At 34.5% G+C, this 20,699-nt stretch carries 17 protein-coding genes and 1 tRNA gene; 9 read left to right on the top strand and 9 right to left on the bottom strand.

The annotated features are described in order from the left end of the window. Window positions 1–35: 35 nt before the first annotated feature. The 3 genes from M0R16_05940 (at window position 36) to M0R16_05930 (ending at window position 1,813) form a co-directional block, all read left to right on the top strand. Window positions 36–107: transfer RNA gene (locus M0R16_05940), tRNA-Arg, on the top strand. A 140-nt stretch (window positions 108–247) separates the two neighbouring features. Further along, window positions 248–793 carry a lipocalin family protein gene (locus tag M0R16_05935; protein ID MCK9612426.1) on the top strand — a complete coding sequence of 182 codons (546 nt, stop codon included), beginning with the start codon at window positions 248–250 and terminating at the stop codon, window positions 791–793. Window positions 794–850: 57 nt separating this feature from the next. Further along, a complete protein-coding gene (locus M0R16_05930; GenBank protein MCK9612425.1) occupies window positions 851–1,813 on the top strand; it encodes a hypothetical protein in 963 nt (320 codons plus the stop codon). A 37-nt stretch (window positions 1,814–1,850) separates the two neighbouring features. Here the strand turns inward: M0R16_05930 and M0R16_05925 are convergent, their stop codons facing one another. Next, window positions 1,851–3,095: a peptidoglycan DD-metalloendopeptidase family protein gene (locus tag M0R16_05925; protein ID MCK9612424.1), complete on the bottom strand. Its 1,245-nt coding sequence runs from the start codon at window positions 3,093–3,095 to the stop codon at window positions 1,851–1,853. A gap of 188 nt (window positions 3,096–3,283) precedes the next feature. On the opposite strand from M0R16_05925, the gene M0R16_05920 reads away from it, so the two are divergent. Together M0R16_05920 and M0R16_05915 are read left to right on the top strand one after the other, a co-directional pair. Continuing rightward, the gene (locus tag M0R16_05920) at window positions 3,284–4,285 is read left to right on the top strand and encodes a sugar phosphate nucleotidyltransferase (GenBank protein MCK9612423.1); all 1,002 of its coding nucleotides are present in this window, start codon (window positions 3,284–3,286) and stop codon (window positions 4,283–4,285) included. Further along, entirely contained in the window at window positions 4,282–6,060 is a 1,779-nt protein-coding gene (locus M0R16_05915; protein ID MCK9612422.1) for a tetratricopeptide repeat protein, read from the top strand. The genes M0R16_05920 and M0R16_05915 overlap by 4 nt, the downstream gene beginning before the upstream one ends. A gap of 51 nt (window positions 6,061–6,111) precedes the next feature. Here the strand turns inward: M0R16_05915 and M0R16_05910 are convergent, their stop codons facing one another. The 3 genes from M0R16_05910 to M0R16_05900 form a co-directional block, all read right to left on the bottom strand. Then, window positions 6,112–6,303: a T9SS type A sorting domain-containing protein gene (locus tag M0R16_05910; protein ID MCK9612421.1), complete on the bottom strand. Its 192-nt coding sequence runs from the start codon at window positions 6,301–6,303 to the stop codon at window positions 6,112–6,114. A 463-nt stretch (window positions 6,304–6,766) separates the two neighbouring features. After that, a protein-coding gene (gene prfB, locus M0R16_05905) for a peptide chain release factor 2 (protein MCK9612420.1) occupies window positions 6,767–7,850 on the bottom strand; the annotation gives its coding sequence in 2 pieces (ribosomal slippage) (window positions 6,767–7,786 and window positions 7,788–7,850; 1,083 coding nt in all). A 100-nt stretch (window positions 7,851–7,950) separates the two neighbouring features. Then, entirely contained in the window at window positions 7,951–8,913 is a 963-nt protein-coding gene (locus tag M0R16_05900) for a hypothetical protein (GenBank protein ID MCK9612419.1), read from the bottom strand. Window positions 8,914–8,939: 26 nt separating this feature from the next. Here M0R16_05900 and rnr point away from each other — a divergent pair, with 26 nt between their 5' ends. Further along, entirely contained in the window at window positions 8,940–11,102 is a 2,163-nt protein-coding gene (rnr, locus tag M0R16_05895) for a ribonuclease R (protein MCK9612418.1), read from the top strand. A gap of 162 nt (window positions 11,103–11,264) precedes the next feature. Here the strand turns inward: rnr and M0R16_05890 are convergent, their stop codons facing one another. From M0R16_05890 to nadA, 5 genes are all read right to left on the bottom strand, one after another. Beyond that, the gene (locus M0R16_05890; GenBank protein ID MCK9612417.1) at window positions 11,265–12,674 is read right to left on the bottom strand and encodes a hypothetical protein; all 1,410 of its coding nucleotides are present in this window, start codon (window positions 12,672–12,674) and stop codon (window positions 11,265–11,267) included. A gap of 224 nt (window positions 12,675–12,898) precedes the next feature. After that, a complete protein-coding gene (locus M0R16_05885; protein ID MCK9612416.1) occupies window positions 12,899–14,434 on the bottom strand; it encodes a hypothetical protein in 1,536 nt (511 codons plus the stop codon). Window positions 14,435–14,697: 263 nt separating this feature from the next. Further along, on the bottom strand, window positions 14,698–15,450 hold the full coding sequence (locus M0R16_05880; protein ID MCK9612415.1) for a response regulator: 753 nt from the start codon (window positions 15,448–15,450) through the stop codon (window positions 14,698–14,700). Between the two features lie 42 nt (window positions 15,451–15,492). Next, entirely contained in the window at window positions 15,493–16,998 is a 1,506-nt protein-coding gene (locus M0R16_05875) for a hypothetical protein (GenBank protein ID MCK9612414.1), read from the bottom strand. 5 nt (window positions 16,999–17,003) lie between these two features. Beyond that, window positions 17,004–17,921: a quinolinate synthase NadA gene (gene nadA, locus M0R16_05870; GenBank protein ID MCK9612413.1), complete on the bottom strand. Its 918-nt coding sequence runs from the start codon at window positions 17,919–17,921 to the stop codon at window positions 17,004–17,006. Between the two features lie 471 nt (window positions 17,922–18,392). Between nadA and rpiB the strand changes: the two genes are divergently transcribed. The 3 genes from rpiB to M0R16_05855 are packed head-to-tail and all read left to right on the top strand — an operon-like array spanning window position 18,393 to window position 20,697. Beyond that, entirely contained in the window at window positions 18,393–18,854 is a 462-nt protein-coding gene (gene rpiB, locus M0R16_05865) for a ribose 5-phosphate isomerase B (GenBank protein ID MCK9612412.1), read from the top strand. A gap of 2 nt (window positions 18,855–18,856) precedes the next feature. Beyond that, on the top strand, window positions 18,857–20,239 hold the full coding sequence (locus M0R16_05860; GenBank protein MCK9612411.1) for a lactate utilization protein: 1,383 nt from the start codon (window positions 18,857–18,859) through the stop codon (window positions 20,237–20,239). Then, a complete protein-coding gene (locus tag M0R16_05855) occupies window positions 20,239–20,697 on the top strand; it encodes an IPExxxVDY family protein (protein MCK9612410.1) in 459 nt (152 codons plus the stop codon). Before M0R16_05860 ends, M0R16_05855 begins: the two co-directional genes overlap by 1 nt. Window positions 20,698–20,699: the final 2 nt, after the last annotated feature.

The raw sequence follows: 20,699 nt of genomic DNA, 5'->3' as shown, positions 1-20,699 counted from the left end.
GGTAAGATTTATGTTTTTTGTACTTTTGCTGCATTGGCCCCATAGTTCAACGGATAGAACGGAAGTTTCCTAAACTTTAAATCCAGGTTCGATTCCCGGTGGGGCTACATAAAAACAATCCATTTAGGGTTGTTTTTTATTTTTTCCCTGTTTCAACTTTTGTGAAAATAATATAATAATCGCCAAAATTTTTTGTGAGTAAATTTTCGTTCCCGCTCATATTGAATTATTTTTGTAAAAAAATCACATGAAAATCAAATATATAATTATGGGTTTATTGTTAAGTATAACTAGTGCAATTTGTTTGAACTCATGTTCAACCATTCCAGAGGGCGCCGTTGCCGTTAAACCTTTTTATGTGGAAAAATATCTAGGCAAATGGTATGAAATAGCCCGCCTGGACTTCAAATACGAGCGCGATCTCAACAATACCACGGCAGAGTATTCGCTCAGAGATGACGGAAAAATCAAGGTGGATAACAAGGGTTTTAATACCAAAACCAAAAAATGGAAGCATGCCATTGGCAAAGCAAAATTTGCCGGAGAAAAAGATGTGGCCATGCTCAAAGTATCGTTCTTCGGTCCATTTTATACCGGGTATAATGTGATAGCGCTTGATGATGACTACAAATATGCCCTTGTGGCCGGCAAAAGCTTAAAGTACCTCTGGATACTATCACGCGAAACCAACATGCCCGACGATATAAAACAAAACTACCTGAACATTGCAGAAAGTGTTGGATACAAAACTTCCGACTTGATATGGGTTGAACATGATAAGGCGGATAAATGACAAATTATTTATTGAAACATATATTAATTGACAACAAATAAGTAAATTAATAATTTTATGAAAAAAGCATTTCTTGGTTTTGTATTATTTGGGTTTTTGTGGAATGTGTATTTTGCTTTTTCACAAGACGACAGCCGTATTAAAGGCGCTTATAAAAGCAGTATTATTTGTGGTTATGAATATAAGTTCGGCATGGCCAACACGATAACGAAACTGAAGATACAATCAAACAAGTATGACGACAAGGGAAATATTACTGAGCGCATTTTGTTTAATACAGATAGCACCATTGAAAAGAAGATAAAATATAAATACGATGACAAGGGAAACCCGGTGGAAAGGGTAAGGCTGAAAGGTGGAACTACCATTATTGACGTAAAAACAAACCAATACGGCAGTCTTGGGAAAAAAACCAAAGAAATCAATTATGAGGGCAGCGGATCTATTAAAAGTAAATACATATACAGATATGACGATAAAGGTAATGAAGTAGAAAAAATCAGGTATAATGGTGACGGGACAGTAGCTTACAAAAGTATATGTAAATATGACGAAGCAGGCATGAAAACATGGCAAACTGATTCCGGAGAAGTTTCCGGTATTATTGATACCAGCTTATTTAAATTCAAAGACATTGATGTTTTGACAGAGAATAAGATGGATAACAATCAAACAATCATAAAATACACTTTTAAATACGATGAAATAGGTCGCGAAATTGGTATGTCTTTAATGCTATCAGATTCTACGACCCTTCCTGTCTGTGAGACGAAATACGACGAAAAGGGCAGAAAAACAGAAAAAATTGCTTACACCAGTTCAGGTTCTGTGCAAACCAGAATTAAATATTCTTATAATGACGCCGGAAATATATCCGAAATAAACACCTTTGTAAACAACATCGGTAATAAAAAAGCTGTTTTTAATTACGACGACAAAGGAAATATTATTGAAGCAATAAAATACGATTGTATTCTTGACGAACCCGTTTACAAATACGAATGGGCGTACGGTTATTAGTTTCTCTTTAAAAATAATATTTTAAGGCCGTTTCGCTTTACTTTGATGTCAGCCATTCGGCAGGATTGCATATAAGCCTCCCCTGCCATATTTCAAAATGAAGCTCTGTTTTTCTCTCTTCAACACTGGTATATATTGTCCCAATTCCCTGCTTGGTAGAAACTTTTGACCCCTTGCTTACGCTCACAGAAGCCAGATTGGCATATACCGTAAAAAATTCTCCATGCCTCACAATCACAGCTATATTGGTATTTGTAATGGTTACTATACTCGAAACCGTTCCGTTAAACACTACCCGCGCCTGAGTTCCTGATGCCGTGGAAATATCAACGCCATTGTTTTTTACCAGGATACCGTCTAGCACAGGATGTGGATGTTCTCCAAAACTACCGGTTACTGCACCGCGTTCTACAGGCCAGGGTAACTTGCCTTTATTGCTCGAAAAATTATCCGACACAAGTTTTTCCTCAGGTGTAAGGACATTTTTTACTGTGGTGTTTTCGTTTACGGTTTTATTGGATTTTGATGCAGATTTTTTTATTTCCTCCGCAATGGCTGCTTCAATTTTTTTCTTTAAAGTGGCAGCTTCTTTTTCTTTTTGTTTGAGTTTTTTACGCAAATCTGACTCTTTTTTCTTTAACTTTTTCAGGTCAGTATCTTTTTGAGCTCTCTCTTTGTCGAGTTTCTGTTTTTCGAGCTCGCTAGCACTTAAAAGTTCTTTTTTTGAATTTTTTTGTTTTTCAAGCTCTGTATTTTTTTGAATAATAATTTTTTTGGTACTGTTTATAAGCGCCACCTGCCTCTGAAGATACTCGTTATATTGCTGGTAATATTTCAGACGGCGGTATGCCTGATTAAAATCTTCCGAGGCAAAAATATACATCATCCTGTTATAAGTATTTCTGTTTTTATAGGCATGGTAAATCATTCCGGCATATTCTGTTCTCATAGAATTCAACTGTTCGTTAGAGCGCTTGATTTCTTTATAATTGGCATCTATCTCAACATTAAGCAAGGCTATTTCTCCGTTAATATCTTCAATAAGCAATTCTCGTTTTTCAATCTGATTTTTTAGTAATACTATTTGGTTGACGGAAAGTTCCTTTGATTTTTTTGTTTCATTAAGCAAACTTTTATAATACTCTATTTCGCTTTCTATTTTTTTCTTTTTATCCAGCAATTTATCTTTAGCTGACTGGTTTTGGGCAAAAGAAAAAAACAACAGGCATGTGGCTGTCAAAAAAATAATTGCAATCAATGCCGCCCTTTTAGCTACTGACATGTCGGAAACATAAATTTGTCGGGGTAAAAATATATAAAATTCTTAGGGAGATATGTGTTGTATAAAAAAACTACCAACATGATATTGTTTAAAAGAAAAAGCCGCCGAAATCAAATAGATTCATAGCGTTTTATTTAGTACTTTTGCGATGCATGAAAAAGTAACTCGTTTATTAAAAACGGTCTTTTATGAAAATAATTATTCCCATGGCCGGTATTGGCAAGCGCATGAGGCCACATACGCTCACCATACCCAAGCCTTTGATACCCGTTGCAGGCAAGCCTATAGTACGCCATCTTGTTGAAAGCCTTATCGGTTCTATTAATGAAACACCCGAAGAAATTGCTTTTGTTACCGGAAATTTTGGCGCTGATAACGAACAAAAGCTGCTTGATATATGCAGCTCCCTAGGAGTTAAGGGGAGTATCTATTACCAGAACGAAGCGCTGGGAACAGCCCATGCTATCTTATGTGCCAAGGAAATGATGTGCGGAAACATTATCATTGCTTTTGCAGACACTCTGTTTCGGGCAAACTTTCAGATTGACAAACAAAAAGATAGTATTATCTGGGCACATCGTGTTAAAAATCCCGGCGATTTTGGTGTGGTAACTTTAAACAAAGAACATCTTATAAGCGGCTTTGTCGAAAAACCCAATGAATTCGTTTCTGACCTGGCCATTATCGGGATTTATTATTTCAAAGAGGGCGAAAAGCTTCGCACCGAACTGCAATCCCTTATAGCCAATAATATTATTAAATCCGGCGAGTATCAACTCACAGACGCACTAGTAAATTTGCTGAAAGCCGGCATGCATTTTTATGTCGAAAATGTTGACGAATGGCTTGACTGCGGAAATAAAAATGCCACTGTTTATACCAACCAGCGCCTTCTGGAAATTTTGAAAAATACCGAACTGATTTCAGACAAAGCAAAATTTTCCAATTCCATTATCACCCCCCCCTGTTTCATTGGTGAAAATGTAGTTATTTCTAATTCGGTAATAGGGCCTTATGTTTCTGTTGGTAATGGCACCCAAATACAAAATTCCATAATTACAAACAGTATTATTCAAGAAAATTCCTGCATAAAAGATGCAAACTTGGATAATTCCATGATAGGAAATTACGTTGATTACAAAGGAAACTTATACGAATTAAATATAGGCGATTATACTTCAGTGGGATGAAAATCTCTGTCAATCAAATAAATTTTTTATTTCCGTGTTGCATCGTTTTGTTGTGGATGTTCTGCGCCTGCAAAACACCTAATCCTTCCTGGAATATTCGGGGTACAAATGAGAGCAAGCAAGGTCATACATCCAAAGAGCTTAGTAAAGAAGAATTATTACAAAATTCTGCATTATTTCTGGATGGGTTAAAAGAAAAATATCTGAACAATTTCGACAAAGCCCTGGGCCTTTTTGCTCAATGTATAAAACAAAATCCCAACAACGATGCCGCCATGTACGAAATGGCATCTCTGCTCTTTAATGATGGCAAATACGATGATGCTCTGGTGTTGATAAAAAATGCCGCCAAAAAGAAACCCGATAATGTGTGGTATTCTCTTCTTGTGGCCCAAACATTTATTGCTCTCAGGGATTATGATAATGCCGACAAAACCTATAAAAAATTAACAGACAAATTTCCTGATAAACAGGAGCTCTATCTGGATTGGGCAGATTTATTGATTGTCAAGGGCAATTACAATGAGGCCATTAAAATCTATGATATTACCGAAAACAAATTCGGCAGGCAGGCCGAAACCACTTTGCAAAAAGAAAAATTATACATGCAGCTCGGCAAAAAATCAAAAGCTTTCAGCGAAATAGAATCGCTTGTTGAGGCATTTCCGGAAGAAATTCAATACCAAGGCCTGCTGGCTGAATTATATATGTCCAACAATATGCCGCTTAAGGCCCTGAGTATATATGAAGCGATAAAAAAAACTAATCCTGAAGACCCTTACGTACATCTTTCGCTGGCTGATTATTACAGAATACAAAATTTGCACGAACAATCTATCGGAGAACTGAAAACGGCTTTTTCCAGCAAGGATTTAGACATTGACAGCAAGGTTAAAATTCTTTTATCAATAATGAACCTTGAGATAGACCCCAACGACCCTTACCAGCAAGCTCTTCCCTCGCTGGCTCAAATCGTTGTTGACTCATCCCCTGAAGAACCTAAGGCATATTCTGTTTTAGGCGACATTCTTTTTCGGGGAAAAAACCTTTCGGGCGCCCGTGATGCTTTTCGTAAAGTGGTAGAGTATGATAACAACAAATATGTTGTGTGGCAACAACTTTTTATAATAGAATTCCTGCTCGAAGATTACACGGCTTTAGCTTCCGAAAGCAAAAAAGCTATGGAACTTTTTCCGGAACAAGCCGAAACATATCTTTACAACGGGCTTGCTGAAATGCGCCAGGGAAACTTTTCTTCAGCAATTAATTCTCTGACGACCGGAAAAAACTTTATCGCCGACGACGATAAACAGCTGATTAAGTATTATACTATCATATCGGAATGTTATTATAAAAACAAAAATTTTGATCTGAGTTTTGAATCTTTTGAAAAAGCCCTGAGCATCGAACCAAATAATGCATATCTCCTTAATAATTACAGTTTTTATCTCGCCCTGCAAAATACCAACCTGATGAGGGCAGAACAATTAAGCAAACGTCTAATTTCTCTTTATCCTGAAAATGCTAGTTATCAGGATACTTACGCCTGGGTATTGTTCCGCCTTAAAAAATATGAAGAAGCCAAAGCGTGGATTGAAAAAGCCCTAGCCGGAAGTAATTCAGAAAGCGCTACTATTTTAGACCATTATGGCGATATTTTATACAAAAACAATTTGCCGGAACAAGCAGTTGAATATTGGGAAAAAGCCAAAAAAGCCGGATTACAAACTACCGTCATTGACAAAAAAATCAACGACAAGACATATTACGAATAACCTATTCACAAAAAATTAATTTTCGTAAAAATTGTTCTGAAGAAACAAATGTTAGCTCAACACAATTTTTCTGGTAATGCTTTTTCCGCTGATGCTGATTTTCAGAAAATAAATGCCCCTCTGCAATACAGATAAATCTAATACAATATTGTTTTCTCTGTTTTCCTGTCCGTAAAGTTCCTTTATAACTTTGTTTCCCAGCAAATCATAAATCTGTAAATTTATTTCTGAGGATGGTATCAACCCGGTTTTAACAGTAACATTTTCTTTTGCGGGGTTCTGATAAAGGGTTGTGTTTTCTGTAAGCCCGATTTCATTAATCCTATATTACGCAATAAAAACTTAGTGAACTATTGAGTTGCGCGCAGGATTGTGCGCTGAATCTGGGTAACCCCTACTTAGTAAATGTTCCTTGCAATTTTTAAATGCCGGGATTACATTTACTTTGTCGATTCCGCATTAAAAATTCACATTATAAATTATTTAAAAACAGTTAATTATACTTAATTATTCCTAATGCTACGCATTAGAAAATTCTTAATGCGGAATTTGGAATAAAATTATGAAAAGCGTAATAAGGCTTATTTTTTATAAAAAATTCTAGCTAAACTAAGAAAAAAATAATATGTTTTTAATTATCATAAAAAAAATTGTAAATATTTGATGATAAACGTGAACTTTTTCGCCACATAACGCTTTTACATTTTTATCCATATTGAATCAAAAATGCTTTAATAAACTCTTCCAAATCTCCGTCCATCACTTTTTGAACATCTGATGTTTCAACACCCGTACGCAAGTCTTTCACCATTTTATATGGGTGCATCACATAGCTTCGTATTTGTGACCCCCACTCTATTCTTTTTTTGTTGCTTTCTATTTCATCAATTTTTTCCTGTTTCTTTCTCAGTTCAATTTCATAAAGTTGCGACTTCAGCATGCGCATGGCTTTTTCCCTGTTCTGCATTTGTGAACGGGTTTCCTGGCATTCAACAATAATTCCTGAGGGAGTATGTTTCAGCCGTACGGCTGTTTCCACTTTGTTAACATTTTGTCCGCCCGGGCCGCTGGAGCGAAAAGTGTCAAAAACAATATCCGCAGGATTGATATCAATTACAATATTGTCGTCAATCACTGGGTAAGCATAAACGGATGCAAAAGAAGTATGCCTGCGGTTGTTGGCGTCAAATGGTGATAAACGCACTAAGCGATGAACTCCATTTTCTCCTTTCAGATAACCAAAAGCAAATTCCCCTTCAAACTCAATAGATGCCGACTTGATGCCGGCGGTATCTCCTTCCTGCACGCTGATAATATTCACTTTATAATTATTGCGCTCTCCCCATCTAAGGTACATACGCATCAGCATTTGCGCCCAATCCTGACTTTCTGTTCCGCCCGCACCGGGATTAATATTGATAATAGCGCTTAGCTTATCTTCTTCCCCGCGCAACATTTTCCTGAACTCTAATTTTTCTATGCCGATTAGTGCATTTTGATACGACTGCAACAGTTCTTGCTCGCCGGCTTCTCCAGTAATGAAAAATTCCCACATAACAACAACATCTTCATAAGAAGTTTTAGCTTTCGCATAAGCTTCCGTCCAAGATTTTTTTTCCTGTATGTTTTTCAGTAATGTTTCTGCTTTTTTCGGGTCGTCCCAGAATTCGGGCTTTTGAGCAATCTGTTCTTCTTCAGCTATTTGGCTTAGCTTTTTATCAATGTCAAAGAAACCTCCTCAGGTCTTCCAGACGCTTTTCCAATTCCCTTACTTGTTCGTTCGTTATCATAAAATTGTTTTAAAATGCAAAGATAGTCAATAAATCAAGCACAAGTTAAGTAAAAGTATTTTTGCGGCCTCTAAAAAAATATCAAAATCCGGATTTTATTTTAAGGTTTGTTGCTGAAAAACTTTTTTACTATTAACACAAAAATAATGGCCGTAAAAAACGAAAACATAGCATAAACTACAGCGGGTTTTTCCATCTCGGGGCTTTTAAGAATAGTTCCTGTAATAAGCAACGCAAGTGCCGTATTATGCAGTCCCACTTCTATTGAAATAGTAAACTGGTCCTGAAATTTCAATTTAAATAAGCGGGCAACAAAAAAACCCGCTGACATCGCTAAAAAATTCAGCAGCATCAACGGGAGCATCAGGGTTGTAGTTTCAGAAACCGTAATTCCTGTACCACCCGTTGCCTTCCCAAAAAATATTTTTATGGTAAAAACAAATCCCAGTAGAAGCGGCAGAATTATTTTTAATGGTTTCTCCAAGCCTATGGCAATATTTTCTTTTTTCCGCCTTATAAAAACGCCTATGCCTGCAGGAATCAAAGCAACAATAAATATCTGCACAACTGTTTTAACCACCGACAGATGTATTTCTCTTTCCACTCCCAAAAACAACAATAAAGCAAGATTTGCCATCAGCGGAATGCTGAGCAGTGTGATAAAACTGTTAATGGTGGTCATGGATATTGCCAGAGCAACATTTCCTTTAAAAAGATGAGTGATTAAATTAGAAGATGCCCCACTGGCACAAAGTGTAACTACTACCATTCCAACTTTAGCTTCCGGCGAAATATTTGAAAATGCCGCAATGATAAATGCAATAAGCGGTATCAGAAACAATTGCACGGCAAGTGCTATCACCAGCGGTTTGGGGCGCACAAACAGGTTCTTAAAATCCCGTACCGTCAGTGAAAGCCCGATACCCAGCATGATAAGCGCCAGAACCACGTTTACCAAGACATCAATATAGTTGTATCCTAAAAACATATTTAAATTGCCCGCAAAGGTATAAAATCGTCCGCTGATAATCACGGGCAAAATATCTTTCCGGCAACATGCCATAAAAATGTATTTTTACCAAAAAAAACATGGGCAAAAACTCTTCCCGCAGAAGTTCAAAAAACACAAATACAGTTGCAGACATAATTCTGAACATTTTTTTTAAAAATCCTTACACCGGGCTTAATTACAAGCAAATCTCAAAATCCTTAGGCACAAAAGACAAAGCCGATCGTGACATCATCAGGAAGCAAATCGAAAGCTTGATGCGAAACAAAAGCCTGATAGAAGAAAAAAGAGGAAAATACAAACTCAACCCCGAAAAATTCAGTACATATTTTCCTAAAAAAACCTATTTCACCGGCACGGTGGATATGAAATCAACAGGCAAAGCATATATCATTACGGATGACCCGGGTCCGGATATTTTTATTGCCCCCAATAACACCAACCGCGCTATGAACGGCGATACAGTAAAAGTGCTGATATTGCCCGGCCGCCAGGGAAAAAAACCTGAAGGTCAAATCGTAGAAATCATCAAACGTTCAAAAGATCAATTTGTGGGTGTCCTGCAGGTAACAAAATACTATTCTTTTCTCATACCCGACAACCAAAGCGTTGCTGTTGACATTTACATACCAAACAATAAAATTAAAAATGCTAAAAATGGCGAAAAGGTATTGGTAAAAATCAATGAATGGCCCGAAAATTCCAAAAACCCATTTGGCGAAGTAATTGAAGTGCTGGGCAAATCAGGAGAAAACAACGTTGAAATGCAATCCATCATTGCGGAATTTGGTTTCCCTTTGTCGTTTCCGGGAAATGTGGAGCGCGAAGCAGAAATGCTGCCTGTAAAAATCACAGCCGAAGAAATTAGCAGACGGCACGATTTCCGTAATGTTTTCACCATTACCATTGACCCCGAAGATGCCAAAGATTTTGATGATGCTATTTCTTTAAAAACGTTTGAAAACGGAAATTGGCAAGTCGGTGTACACATTGCCGATGTTTCTTATTATGTTAAAGAAAACTCTTTGATTGATAAAGAAGCTTACCGGCGCGGTACGTCTGTATATCTGGCCGATCGAGTGGTTCCTATGCTGCCCGAAGTCTTGTCCAATAATGTCTGCTCTCTCCGGGCCAACGAAGATAAATTATGTTTTTCAGCTGTGTTAGAAATGAATAAGGATGCGGAAATTATCCATGAATGGTTTGGCAAAACTATCATCAACTCTAACCACCGCTTCAATTATGAAGAAGTACAACAGATTATTGAAACGGGTTCCGGACTGTTTTCAGAAGAAATTCAAACCCTGAACCGTCTGGCATCCCTGTTGCGTGAAAAACGCTTAAAAAGCGGTTCTTTTGCGTTTGATACCGAAGAAATCGGATTCAGATATGATGAAAAAGGAAAGCCTACTGAAGTTTTTATCAAACAGCAAAAAGATTCCAACAAGCTTATTGAAGATTTTATGCTGCTGGCAAACCGCAGGGTGGCCGAACTTATCGGAAAACCCAATAACGGCAAACAACCCAAAACATTTGTGTACCGCATTCACGACAAACCTTTGCCCGAAAAGCTGGACGTTTTTTCTCAGTTTGTCTCTAAACTCGGTTACAAAATCAACAGCAAAACCACAAAAACCCTGGCCGATTCTTTCAACAAAATTTTTGAAAATATCAAAGGAAAGGGAGAAGAAAACATGATTAACCAGCTTGCCATACGCACCATGGCCAAGGCGGTTTATTCCACAGAAAATATAGGCCACTACGGGCTGGCATTTAAACATTACACACATTTTACTTCGCCCATACGCCGCTACCCCGACCTGATGGTCCACCGTCTGCTGGAACGTTATTTGAATGGAAAACCCCCGGTAAATAAAGAAGAATACGAAGGCAAATGCAAATATGCTTCCGACATGGAAAAAATGGCCACCGACGCCGAACGTGCATCTATAAAATATAAAATGGCCGAATATATGTCGGACAAGCTGGGACAGGTATTTGAGGGACATATCAGCGGCATCAGCAAATGGGGAATTTATGTTGAAATCATCGAAAATAAATGCGAAGGCATGGTTTCCATACGCGATATGGATGACGATGTATATTTTATTGATGAAGAAAATTATGTGGTAATCGGTCGCTACTCTGGCAGGCGTTACCGCCTGGGCGACAAGGTAAAAATTAAGGTGAAGAAAATTCTACTTTCAAAAAAACAAATTGATTTTGTTTTTGTTAATGTATAAAGGTTCGAATATGCGTTGTGCGGAATTTAAAGGCGCTCCACTATCAAACCGCTACGTTGTTTATTGAAATGCTTTAAAGTTCAAATTTACTAAATCACCCCGCATTACGTATATTTATCGTTGTTAACCTTTTTTTATTAAAACTTTTTTAAGCTTCTTTTTCTAATCTTTACTTTTGAGTATAATACTCTTTTCTGGCTTATTGAAGAATATAGCATATCCTAAATTCTGCCAATTTTTAGGATTATCAGTTATATCTAAAACAAACAAAGTTGCGGGTCTATTTTTTATTGGTTCAAAATATATAGTATCGCTACTTTCTTCAATTATTGAATATCGTTTAACCATTTGGTCATTATACTTTTTATGATCTCCAGTTCTAATGTCCTGAAATAAATTGTAGCCGTTTTTGGTAAATACCAACGAGCACCATATTATAACAAGAAATACCAGTTGTACTTTCTTATTAATTTGCTCAAATGATATCAGGTTTTGGTTATAAACCACTGTTAAATTTATAAACCAAATAAGGAGAAATAAAAAATATGAAGTATTTATAGTACGGTGTTGCCCTAATATCCCTGTTGACCAATATGCAGGAAAAGCACCTATGAAAATAATAAAAAATAACAGGCTGAATGAGAAAACAGGTGACAAGTAAAATGATTTATTAAATAATGGAATATTTTCTGAAAGCGTTCTGTTAAGCTTAAAATATAATATAGAAATAAAAATTATGGGAGCTGATGAAATCCAATCAAAAAAGAACCTAATGCTTTGTGCTATTGATTGAATAAACGAATTAATCAGGTTGTGATTATCAGGAAAAAATGCCTCTCTTGTTAAGTTCCCTGGAGCAAAATAAACGATACTACCGAAGCATATTGATGCTATAAGTAAATAGAAAACCAACTTTCTTTTTTTTATCCTATTTAATAAATAAACAAGGTATATACATAACGAAAGAAGTACAATGATAATCATTAATATTTCATTAAATCCCACAGTTAGAAACATCGATAGAATTAAAATTATTAAATGTATAATTCTATTGTGGAATATATATTTTTCATAAATGAATTGCGAAAGAATTCCTAAATAGAAAAGTAAAAAGATGTTTCCCAATTGATAAGTCACAGCGCCAGTATACCAGTATATCCCCTCAGATATTATTGGCATTTGATATAAATACAATAGAGTTAAAACTAGTGCAAAAACTAACGTTTCATATTTTGTCAGTTTTTCATTCGTTAGTTTTCGAATAAAATAATAAATCGAATAAACTGTTAAAAAAATCAAGAATATAGGTACAAACTTATATCCCAAAAAACTATCAAAAGCAATTGGGTTAAGTATAACAAAAATGTTTGAAATATATCTGCCATTCCAGTTCAAATATTCATTTAAGAGTACTGAAAAGAAATTATGATTTTTGATTTTAAACGCATAAGTAAAGTCATCGGCTATAGGATTGCAATACATACTTATATACAGATAAGGCAATATTGCAATTATCAACAAAATAAGTCCGATTACTCTATATTTGGTTGAATTTAAAGTCTGTTTCTTCAATTTTTCATTCTTTAACTATAGGTTTTGTAGGGTGTTCAATGTCCGGTTTGATAGTTGTTGGTGCTGTATTTAACCCATTCGCCTTCTTCTTTTCCCGCAAGAGCATCGCTTTTCAGGAGCCTTTCAGCATAACGGACGAGTACATCAAAAATGCCTAATAATTCCATTGATGCCTGTTTTTAATAAAAAAGAACGGTAAATATATTAAAAAATTAAACAGTTGTTTATAAAAACTTTCCCGGCTTATAAACCAACAGTCCGGAAACCATCAGAAATGGTATTAGTGGCGACTTGTAACGCACAATATTCCCTAAAACCGGAGTAGTGATTCCAACAATAATAAACCAGGTTAAAACACATAAAGTGAAGAAAAGCAGTAAATTATAATTTTGTCGGTTAATGCCAAAACGCAAGATGCACAAAATGATAAACAACAAAATAAAAAAATTTTCGATCGCTGCAGGCGCCATCATTATGGATGAAATCTCAAATACATGTGGCCTGCAAAAAACATTGAAAATTGCTGAAGGCAGCAAAGAGAAAAATGATAAAATATTGGGCTCCAGTTTTTTTAATTTGATTAAACTTCCAGCTACAGGCATGGACGATATCGCCCAAAAGTAATCAGAAGCGCTTTTTTCGAATCCAATAATTTCTTTTTCCCCCGTTAATTTGCCGTCTTTGTATTTGTAAGCAATGGTACCGGGCGCTACCTTAAAATCGCTGTTAACAGAATCTGTGGTTGCTTTTATAAGTTTTGTGCCTGGTGGAAAAAAAAGAAATTCTTCCTTCCCGGCATTGTCCCTTACGCAATAGGTTCCTCCACTAGCATCGCGGATGAAATCGGCTTGTTTATCGGACAAAACTTTGAGAGGGCTGGGAACACCTTTTATGTATGGTGTCAGGGCAACGATAATAAAAATAAGTCCATAAACCGGCAGGTAGGCATAAATAGTTTTCAATCGTTTGAACCTGTATGCAAGGAAATAGGAAGTCATAGCCGGCAGCAGGGCCGCTAAAAGATAGTACTTAACAAATAAAATAAGCAACAATGAAAACACAAACAAAATAATATTTGACAGCGAATGTTGCCTGTGTGTGATTTTAAAAAAACTATATACTGCCAGTCCGATGCCTGCGAAAAGAAACCCTTCTTTCAAAACGCCCGAAGACCAGAGCAGCAAGGAAGGCATGAAAAAAACACACAGGATAAGCAGTTTTTTCTTTTTTTTGAGAAAAGGAAAGACACTTTTATACAGCGCCGTCAAGCCTGTAAGCGAGAAAAAGCACATAAAAACAGTATGAACACCAAAACAACCTGATGAAAAAAGCCGTATCACGGCATTAACACGGGTAATCAGTCGATGCGAATTAAACAGGTCGATTTTTTCCGATGCAATAAAATGCTGATAATCGCTGGTCTGTAATGCCCATACATAAGTCCCTTCCATGTATTTTTGCAACTGTTCGCTATCGGCATTTATTCCAAAGACCAGGCGTAAATAATGAATAGGGTTAATAAAAAGAACATTATAAATCTTTTCGCTGTCGTCGAAATATTTAAAAATATCGGCATCACCCCGGATGATATAATACCTTGAATAAATTATTATCAGTAAAAGTCCTGCAATTATTTTGATAAAAAATATCAACGTCAGCTCCGGTTTGGTCAGTCCTTCAAAACTGAAGAATTTCCATCTGGAAATAAAAATGCAAAAGAGCAGAATATAAAATAATGTTATGACACTCTCGAAGATCATCAGTCAAATGTACAAATTGTTATAAAATTATTCTGATTCCAACTGATTGTGATTAGATAAATTCATTTGTAATCTAATCCGGATGTGCACATGTGGTGAAGGGTTTGTAGTGTATGTGCTGTCGCCTTTGTACTGTTATTTTGTCTTATCTTTATCTTGGTAAAAAGCCATTTTTATTACAAAAAAAACTGACAACAAATTAAGTCATTTGTTGTCAGTTTTCATTTTTTATAAATTTATTAAATACTTTTTAATTTTCTAGTTTATAACATATTCAGCCTGCCGTATAAATCCTTGCGGTAAAAATTTCCAACTGGAAGTTCTTTCATCGAACCTTCAATAATTAAACTTGTGTACTTTATTGAGAAAATTTTGTCCATGCGCACTATAAAAGATTTGTGTATCCTTACAAAATCTTTTTCCGGGAGAATTTTCTGTATCTCCTTCATGTTTATCCTCACAGTGAAATTTTCTGCAGAAGTATTGATGGTAATATAATCCCGCAACGCCTCTACATAGCATATCTCATCATATTTTACCCGTTTCAGTCGGTTGTTGGTTCTAATAAAAATACTGTCAGTTGTATTTTTATTTTCAATAATGGAATAAAACAAATCTCTTTCCTTTTTCAGCAGCCTGAACTTTTCATGTTTGTGTAATGCCATTTCCAGAGTGGTTTGTAGTTCCTTTTCGTAAAAAGGCTTTACCAGATAGCCGTAAGGGTCCGAATCCTTTGCCATATCAATGGTTTTTTCATCGGTATAGGCAGTTAAAAAAACAATGGGCACATCCATTTTCTGGCTGATTTGCGCGGCAGCTTCGGTGCCATTCATTTTTCCGCTTAAACGTACATCCATCAATATCAGGTCCGGGTTGATGATTTCTGTGTTCTGCACCGCTTCTTCCCCGGACGTGATGACGGCGGCAATTTCATAACCCAAGTTTGATAAACAAGCTTCAATATATTTTGAAACAATTACTTCGTCTTCAACTATTAAAATTCTTGATTTTATCATAATTTTTACAATTAAAGAAACTATAAAATTAATACAAATTTTTCATTTTTCAACATCTTTTTCTATTTTATTTCCATCATAACTTATCTCTACTCCATCTTCATACCTTATGGTTATTATTTTAATACCATCTAAATCATACATATCCCAATCTCCTTCCTTTTTTCCCATGATGTATTTTCCCTGCTGTTTTATATTTCCGTTTTCCCAATAATAAGTGTGTAAACCATCGGGATTTCCTTCAGTGTAATTTCCTGCAAAATTAATCATTTCTCCTGTATAATAAGTCCACGGGCCTTCTCTTTTTCCGGTCACATAAGAACCTTCTTCTTTTTGGTCGCCCACTTCATAAATCCAGGGGCCTTCTTCTTCTCCCTCTACATATTCCCCTGAAACTATGACTTTTTCTGAATCGCTTAACTCCAGGTGTTTCCCGTCATACAAGCCATTTTTATAATATTCTTCCCTTCTTACATTTCCCGATTCATAATACCATATCCACCTTCCTTCGGGTTTTCCGTTTTTATTATATGTACCTTTTTGTTCTATTTTTCCGCTTCTGAAATAATAATTCCATTGCCCCTGTTTCAGGCTGTTGGCATAAATTCCTTCTCCTTCAACCTGGCCGTTGTCAAAATATTCCTTCCACGGACCTTGTTTATAGCCCGATTCATCAACAATACCCATACCTATAACAACACCATTTTTAAAAATATAAGATTTTGTAATTTCTCCTTCCTGAGAGTATTCTCTTCTTATTCCTTCCGGAATGTCATCTTTAAAACTTTGAACAATTTTTACCTTTCCGTTTCTGTAATATTCTGTTTTAATATCATATTTTAAAAGCTCCGGTGCATCCGGTATTTCGTAATCATCTTTAAATTTTACTATCTTGATTAAATTCCCTTTTGTGTCAAATTCTTTATAAAATCCGTCTTTTTTCCCATAACTGTAATTTTGTTCGGTTTTAACCTGTCCATTTTCATAAAACTCCTTCCATACACCATGTTTCAACCCTTCCCGATAACGATTTATGTTTTCGCTGTTTATTACATAACCCTTTCTATACTCAATTATCGTTATAATGTTTCCATCTGTTGAGTACTCAAAAGCAGTACCCTCTTCTCTCCCATCTATATAGTTCACTTTATATTTTAAATTTCTTCCGGGATAATATTTATATGAAAACCCCTTTTTTATATCGTTTTCAAAGTTTTCTTCAATGATTTCGTCTCCCGTATATGTTGTTCTTATTCCATTTTTTTTTCCCTGACTGTAATTGATTTTAACAAGGGTGTCCCCTTTTTCATTATAAAATATCCATATGCTGTCTATTTCAAAATTTTTTCTGTTTCCTTCTGATTTAAGAATGCCGTTTTCATAATAATTTTTCCAGTACCCCTCTGGTTTACCTTGTATAATTAGTCCTTGACTTTTTATACTTCCGTTTTTATAAAAAAACTTATTATAACCATTATTATTTATACTGTCCTGAGCAAAAAGACAATTTGAAAAAAGAAGTAAAAATATAGTGCAGTATTTTAACATACTTTTTATGATATTTCAAGCATTTTTTTAATGGGTTTCTTTGCTTGTGAAATAATCTTTTTATCAAGTTCTATTTCGTGTTTTTCTTCTTTCAAAGAAAGATACAATTTTTCAAGAGTATTTAATTTCATGTATTCGCAATCATTGCAACTACAGGTATTATCAAGAGCAACATGAATGAATTTTTTTTCTTTGCATTTTTTTTTCATTTGATGAATAATACCCGATTCTGTTGCCACAATGTAACTCTCATTATCATCTTCCTGTATGTATTTTAGCATAGCTGCTGTGGAGCCTACAAAATCTGCTATTTTCAAAATAGCCGCATTGCATTCCGGGTGTGCAATTATTTTTGCTTCACTATGTTGCTGTTTTAGCTTTAATACATTTTCTGCTTTTAACAAATCATGTATTTTACAGGTACCGTTCCATAGCAACATGTTTCTTCCTGTTTTATTATTTATATATCTACCAAGGTTTTTATCGGGAACAAACATTATTTTTTCATTTTTATCAAATGAATTTACTATTTTTTCCGCATTTCCCGATGTGCATATTATATCTGAAATGGTTTTTACTTCAGCTGATGAGTTGATATAGGTTATGATTTTATATTCCGGGTTTTCTTTTCTAAATTTTAACAAATCTGAAAATTTGCAAGATTCTTCTAATGAGCATCCAGCATTTATGTCAGGAATAATAACTTTCTTTTTTGGATTTAATATTTTTGCTGTTTCTGCCATAAATCTTACTCCAGCAAAAACAATGATGTCAGCTTTTGTTTTTGCAGCCTTTTGTGATAAGCCCAAGCTGTCTTCAACGAAATCAGCAATATCCTGAATTTTGGATATCTGATAAAAATGAGCTAATATTACTGCGTTTTTTTGCTTTTTCAGTTGTAATATTTTTTCTTCTAAGTTCATTTTTTATTTTTTTTGTACAATATTACAATGTTTTATTTTTATATTTTTTTTAATTAATAATAATAATAAAATTTTTTAAAGAATATCATTATTAAATAGTTTTGTTAGTATGGTTATAAAAAATATATTAAAAAAATTTTTGTTTTTATTTAAAGTATATTATTAAAAACTTTTAAACAATAAAATAATAGTAATTTATTGATTATTAAAAACTTTTTAAGTTATAAACATAATGTTGATAATTGAAAATGTTAATAAAAAAAGTGTAATTTTATAGTAAAATATTGTTTAAAAATATTCAAAAAATAAGGATTTATAAACAAAAAAATAAAAAAATATTTTTTCAACAAATTTAAAGTTTTATAAACAGAAAATATGTTGATAATATAAAACATAAAATAAAATATAAATACATTGTTAAATAAGCAAAATAGATTTTATTTTAAAAACTAAAAAATAATACAATTTATTATGAACAATACCCGGGTTAATAAAAATATAATTGCTATTGGATGTGACCATGCTGGTTTTGATTTAAAAGAAAATATAAAAATTTTTCTTGAAAAAGAAAATTATATCCTTAAAGATTACGGAACCAACACCAGTGAAAGTATGGATTATCCCGATATTGCACACATTTTATCTAAAGATATAAACGATGGAAAATATTTATTTGGTATTATTATCTGTGGTAGCGGCAACGGGATGGCTATGACTGCAAATAAATATATAAATGTCAGGGCTGCCATCTGCTGGACAGAAGAAATAGCGCATTTTGCAAGGAAACATAATGATGCTAATATTTTATCTCTGCCTGCAAGATTTATTGATGTGGAAGAAGCTAAAAAAATTTCCAAAATGTTTTTAAAAGAAAGCTTTGAGGGTGGCAGGCATCAAAGAAGGATTGAAAAAATTAAAAATATAATTCTATAGAAATGAGCGAAAAACAAAAAGATTTTATAAAAAAATCTGAAATAAAAGCTTTTGATAAAAATCACAGGAGAATAATAAATTATAATATATCCAAGTACAACACGGCAGTTATCAAAGGAAGGGAACAATTTGAAAAATTAAATGTAGCCAGGCAAAGGGTATCCTTTTTAAAGCATCGTTCCATAAATGATATGGAAAATCAACTGAAAGAATTTGAGTACAATTTTACACGTAACGGGGGAAAAGTAATATGGGCGTCTGAAGCAAAAGAAGCGATATCAGAAATATTAAAAATTTGCAAAAAAGCCGAAGCAAAACATATTGTCAAATCCAAATCAATGGCTACTGAAGAAATAGAGTTAAACCACGAACTTGAAAAAAATAATATAGATCCTGTAGAAACAGATTTGGGAGAATATATAGTACAAATAGCCGGAGAAAAACCGTACCATATTATTACTCCGGCTATGCATAAATCAAAAGAAAATATAGCGGAACTGTTTAATAAAAAATTCAATACCCCCGCCAACAGTACACCGGAGGAAATTACAAAATTTGTAAGACAACTGTTAAGAGAAAAATTTATACATGCAGATATTGGAATATCCGGAGTTAATTTTATCATCACGGATATAGGCGGTATAGCTATAACCGAAAATGAAGGAAATGCTCTGATGTCGGTTTCCTTCCCCAAAATTCATATTGCAATTGCGGGCATTGATAAAATCATTCCTTCAATGAAAGACCTGGGTCTTCTGTGGCCCGTATTGGCAAGTCACGGTACCGGACAAAATATTACTGTTTATAATTCAATTATAACATCACCCAAAAAAGAAATAGAAACAGATGGTCCCGAAGAGATGTATGTTGTATTGCTTGATAATGGAAGAACCAATCTTTTAAACAGTAAAAAACAAAAAGTTGCCCTGACGTGTATAAGATGCGGCGCGTGTTTAAACGCATGCCCCATATACAGAAATATTGGGGGGCATACTTATGGTGCCGTTTACAGCGGGCCAATTGGCTCGGTTATTACCCCGCACCTTTTAGGGATGAAAGACTATAAACACTTAAGCTTTTCATCTTCTCTGTGTGGAAAGTGTACAGAGGTTTGCCCCGCAGCAATAAAATTACACAGGCTGCTTTTGTATAATAGAAGAGACAGTGTTGACTTGAATTTGACCGGAAAAACAGACAAACTGGTTATGTATGGTTGGAAGAAAATTATGACAAACCGCTGGATGATGGACAAACCGGGTGCAAAATTAAAAAATACGGCACTTCGGGTTTTCTTTAGCAGAAGCTGGGGGTCCAGAAGGGATATTCCTAAAATTAAACAAACTTCTTTTAATAAATGGTGGAAAGAAAAAAATAATAACCAATAATGGTAAAAAAATTATCAACTCTACTTTATGATTTAACAGAAGAATATCAGATTATCGGAATCAGCTCTCCGTTAAAAGATTATAAAATATGTTGGTTAATTAATAATACGCACACTATACAATTAACCCGTTATAAAGATTTTAACCTGATATTAAAAAATAAAAAGAAAGAAGGTTTTTCTTATTTTTCCTATATTGATTCGAGCAGTGGAACAAACTATTTTTTATTATCAAACAAACAAGAAAAAAAAGTTTTATTAGAGGAAATATCCATAGATTATTTATTTATTGTTAAAAATGCATCAAGGTTGTTTGATAAAAAACAATTAATTTCTTCCATAAAAAAAATAAAGAATATACAAACAGTGATTCCCGTAGATTTAAAAAAGATAAAAGAAATCAATACATTCCTGACAGAATTAGAATATCACCAGGACGAAACAATAAAACAAGCGTAATA

This window comes from Bacteroidales bacterium (assembly GCA_023228145.1).
GTDB lineage: Bacteria > Bacteroidota > Bacteroidia > Bacteroidales > CAIWKO01 > CAIWKO01.
The sequence above is the reverse complement of the archived record's forward strand: the minus strand, read 5'-3'. Positions and strand labels throughout refer to the sequence as shown.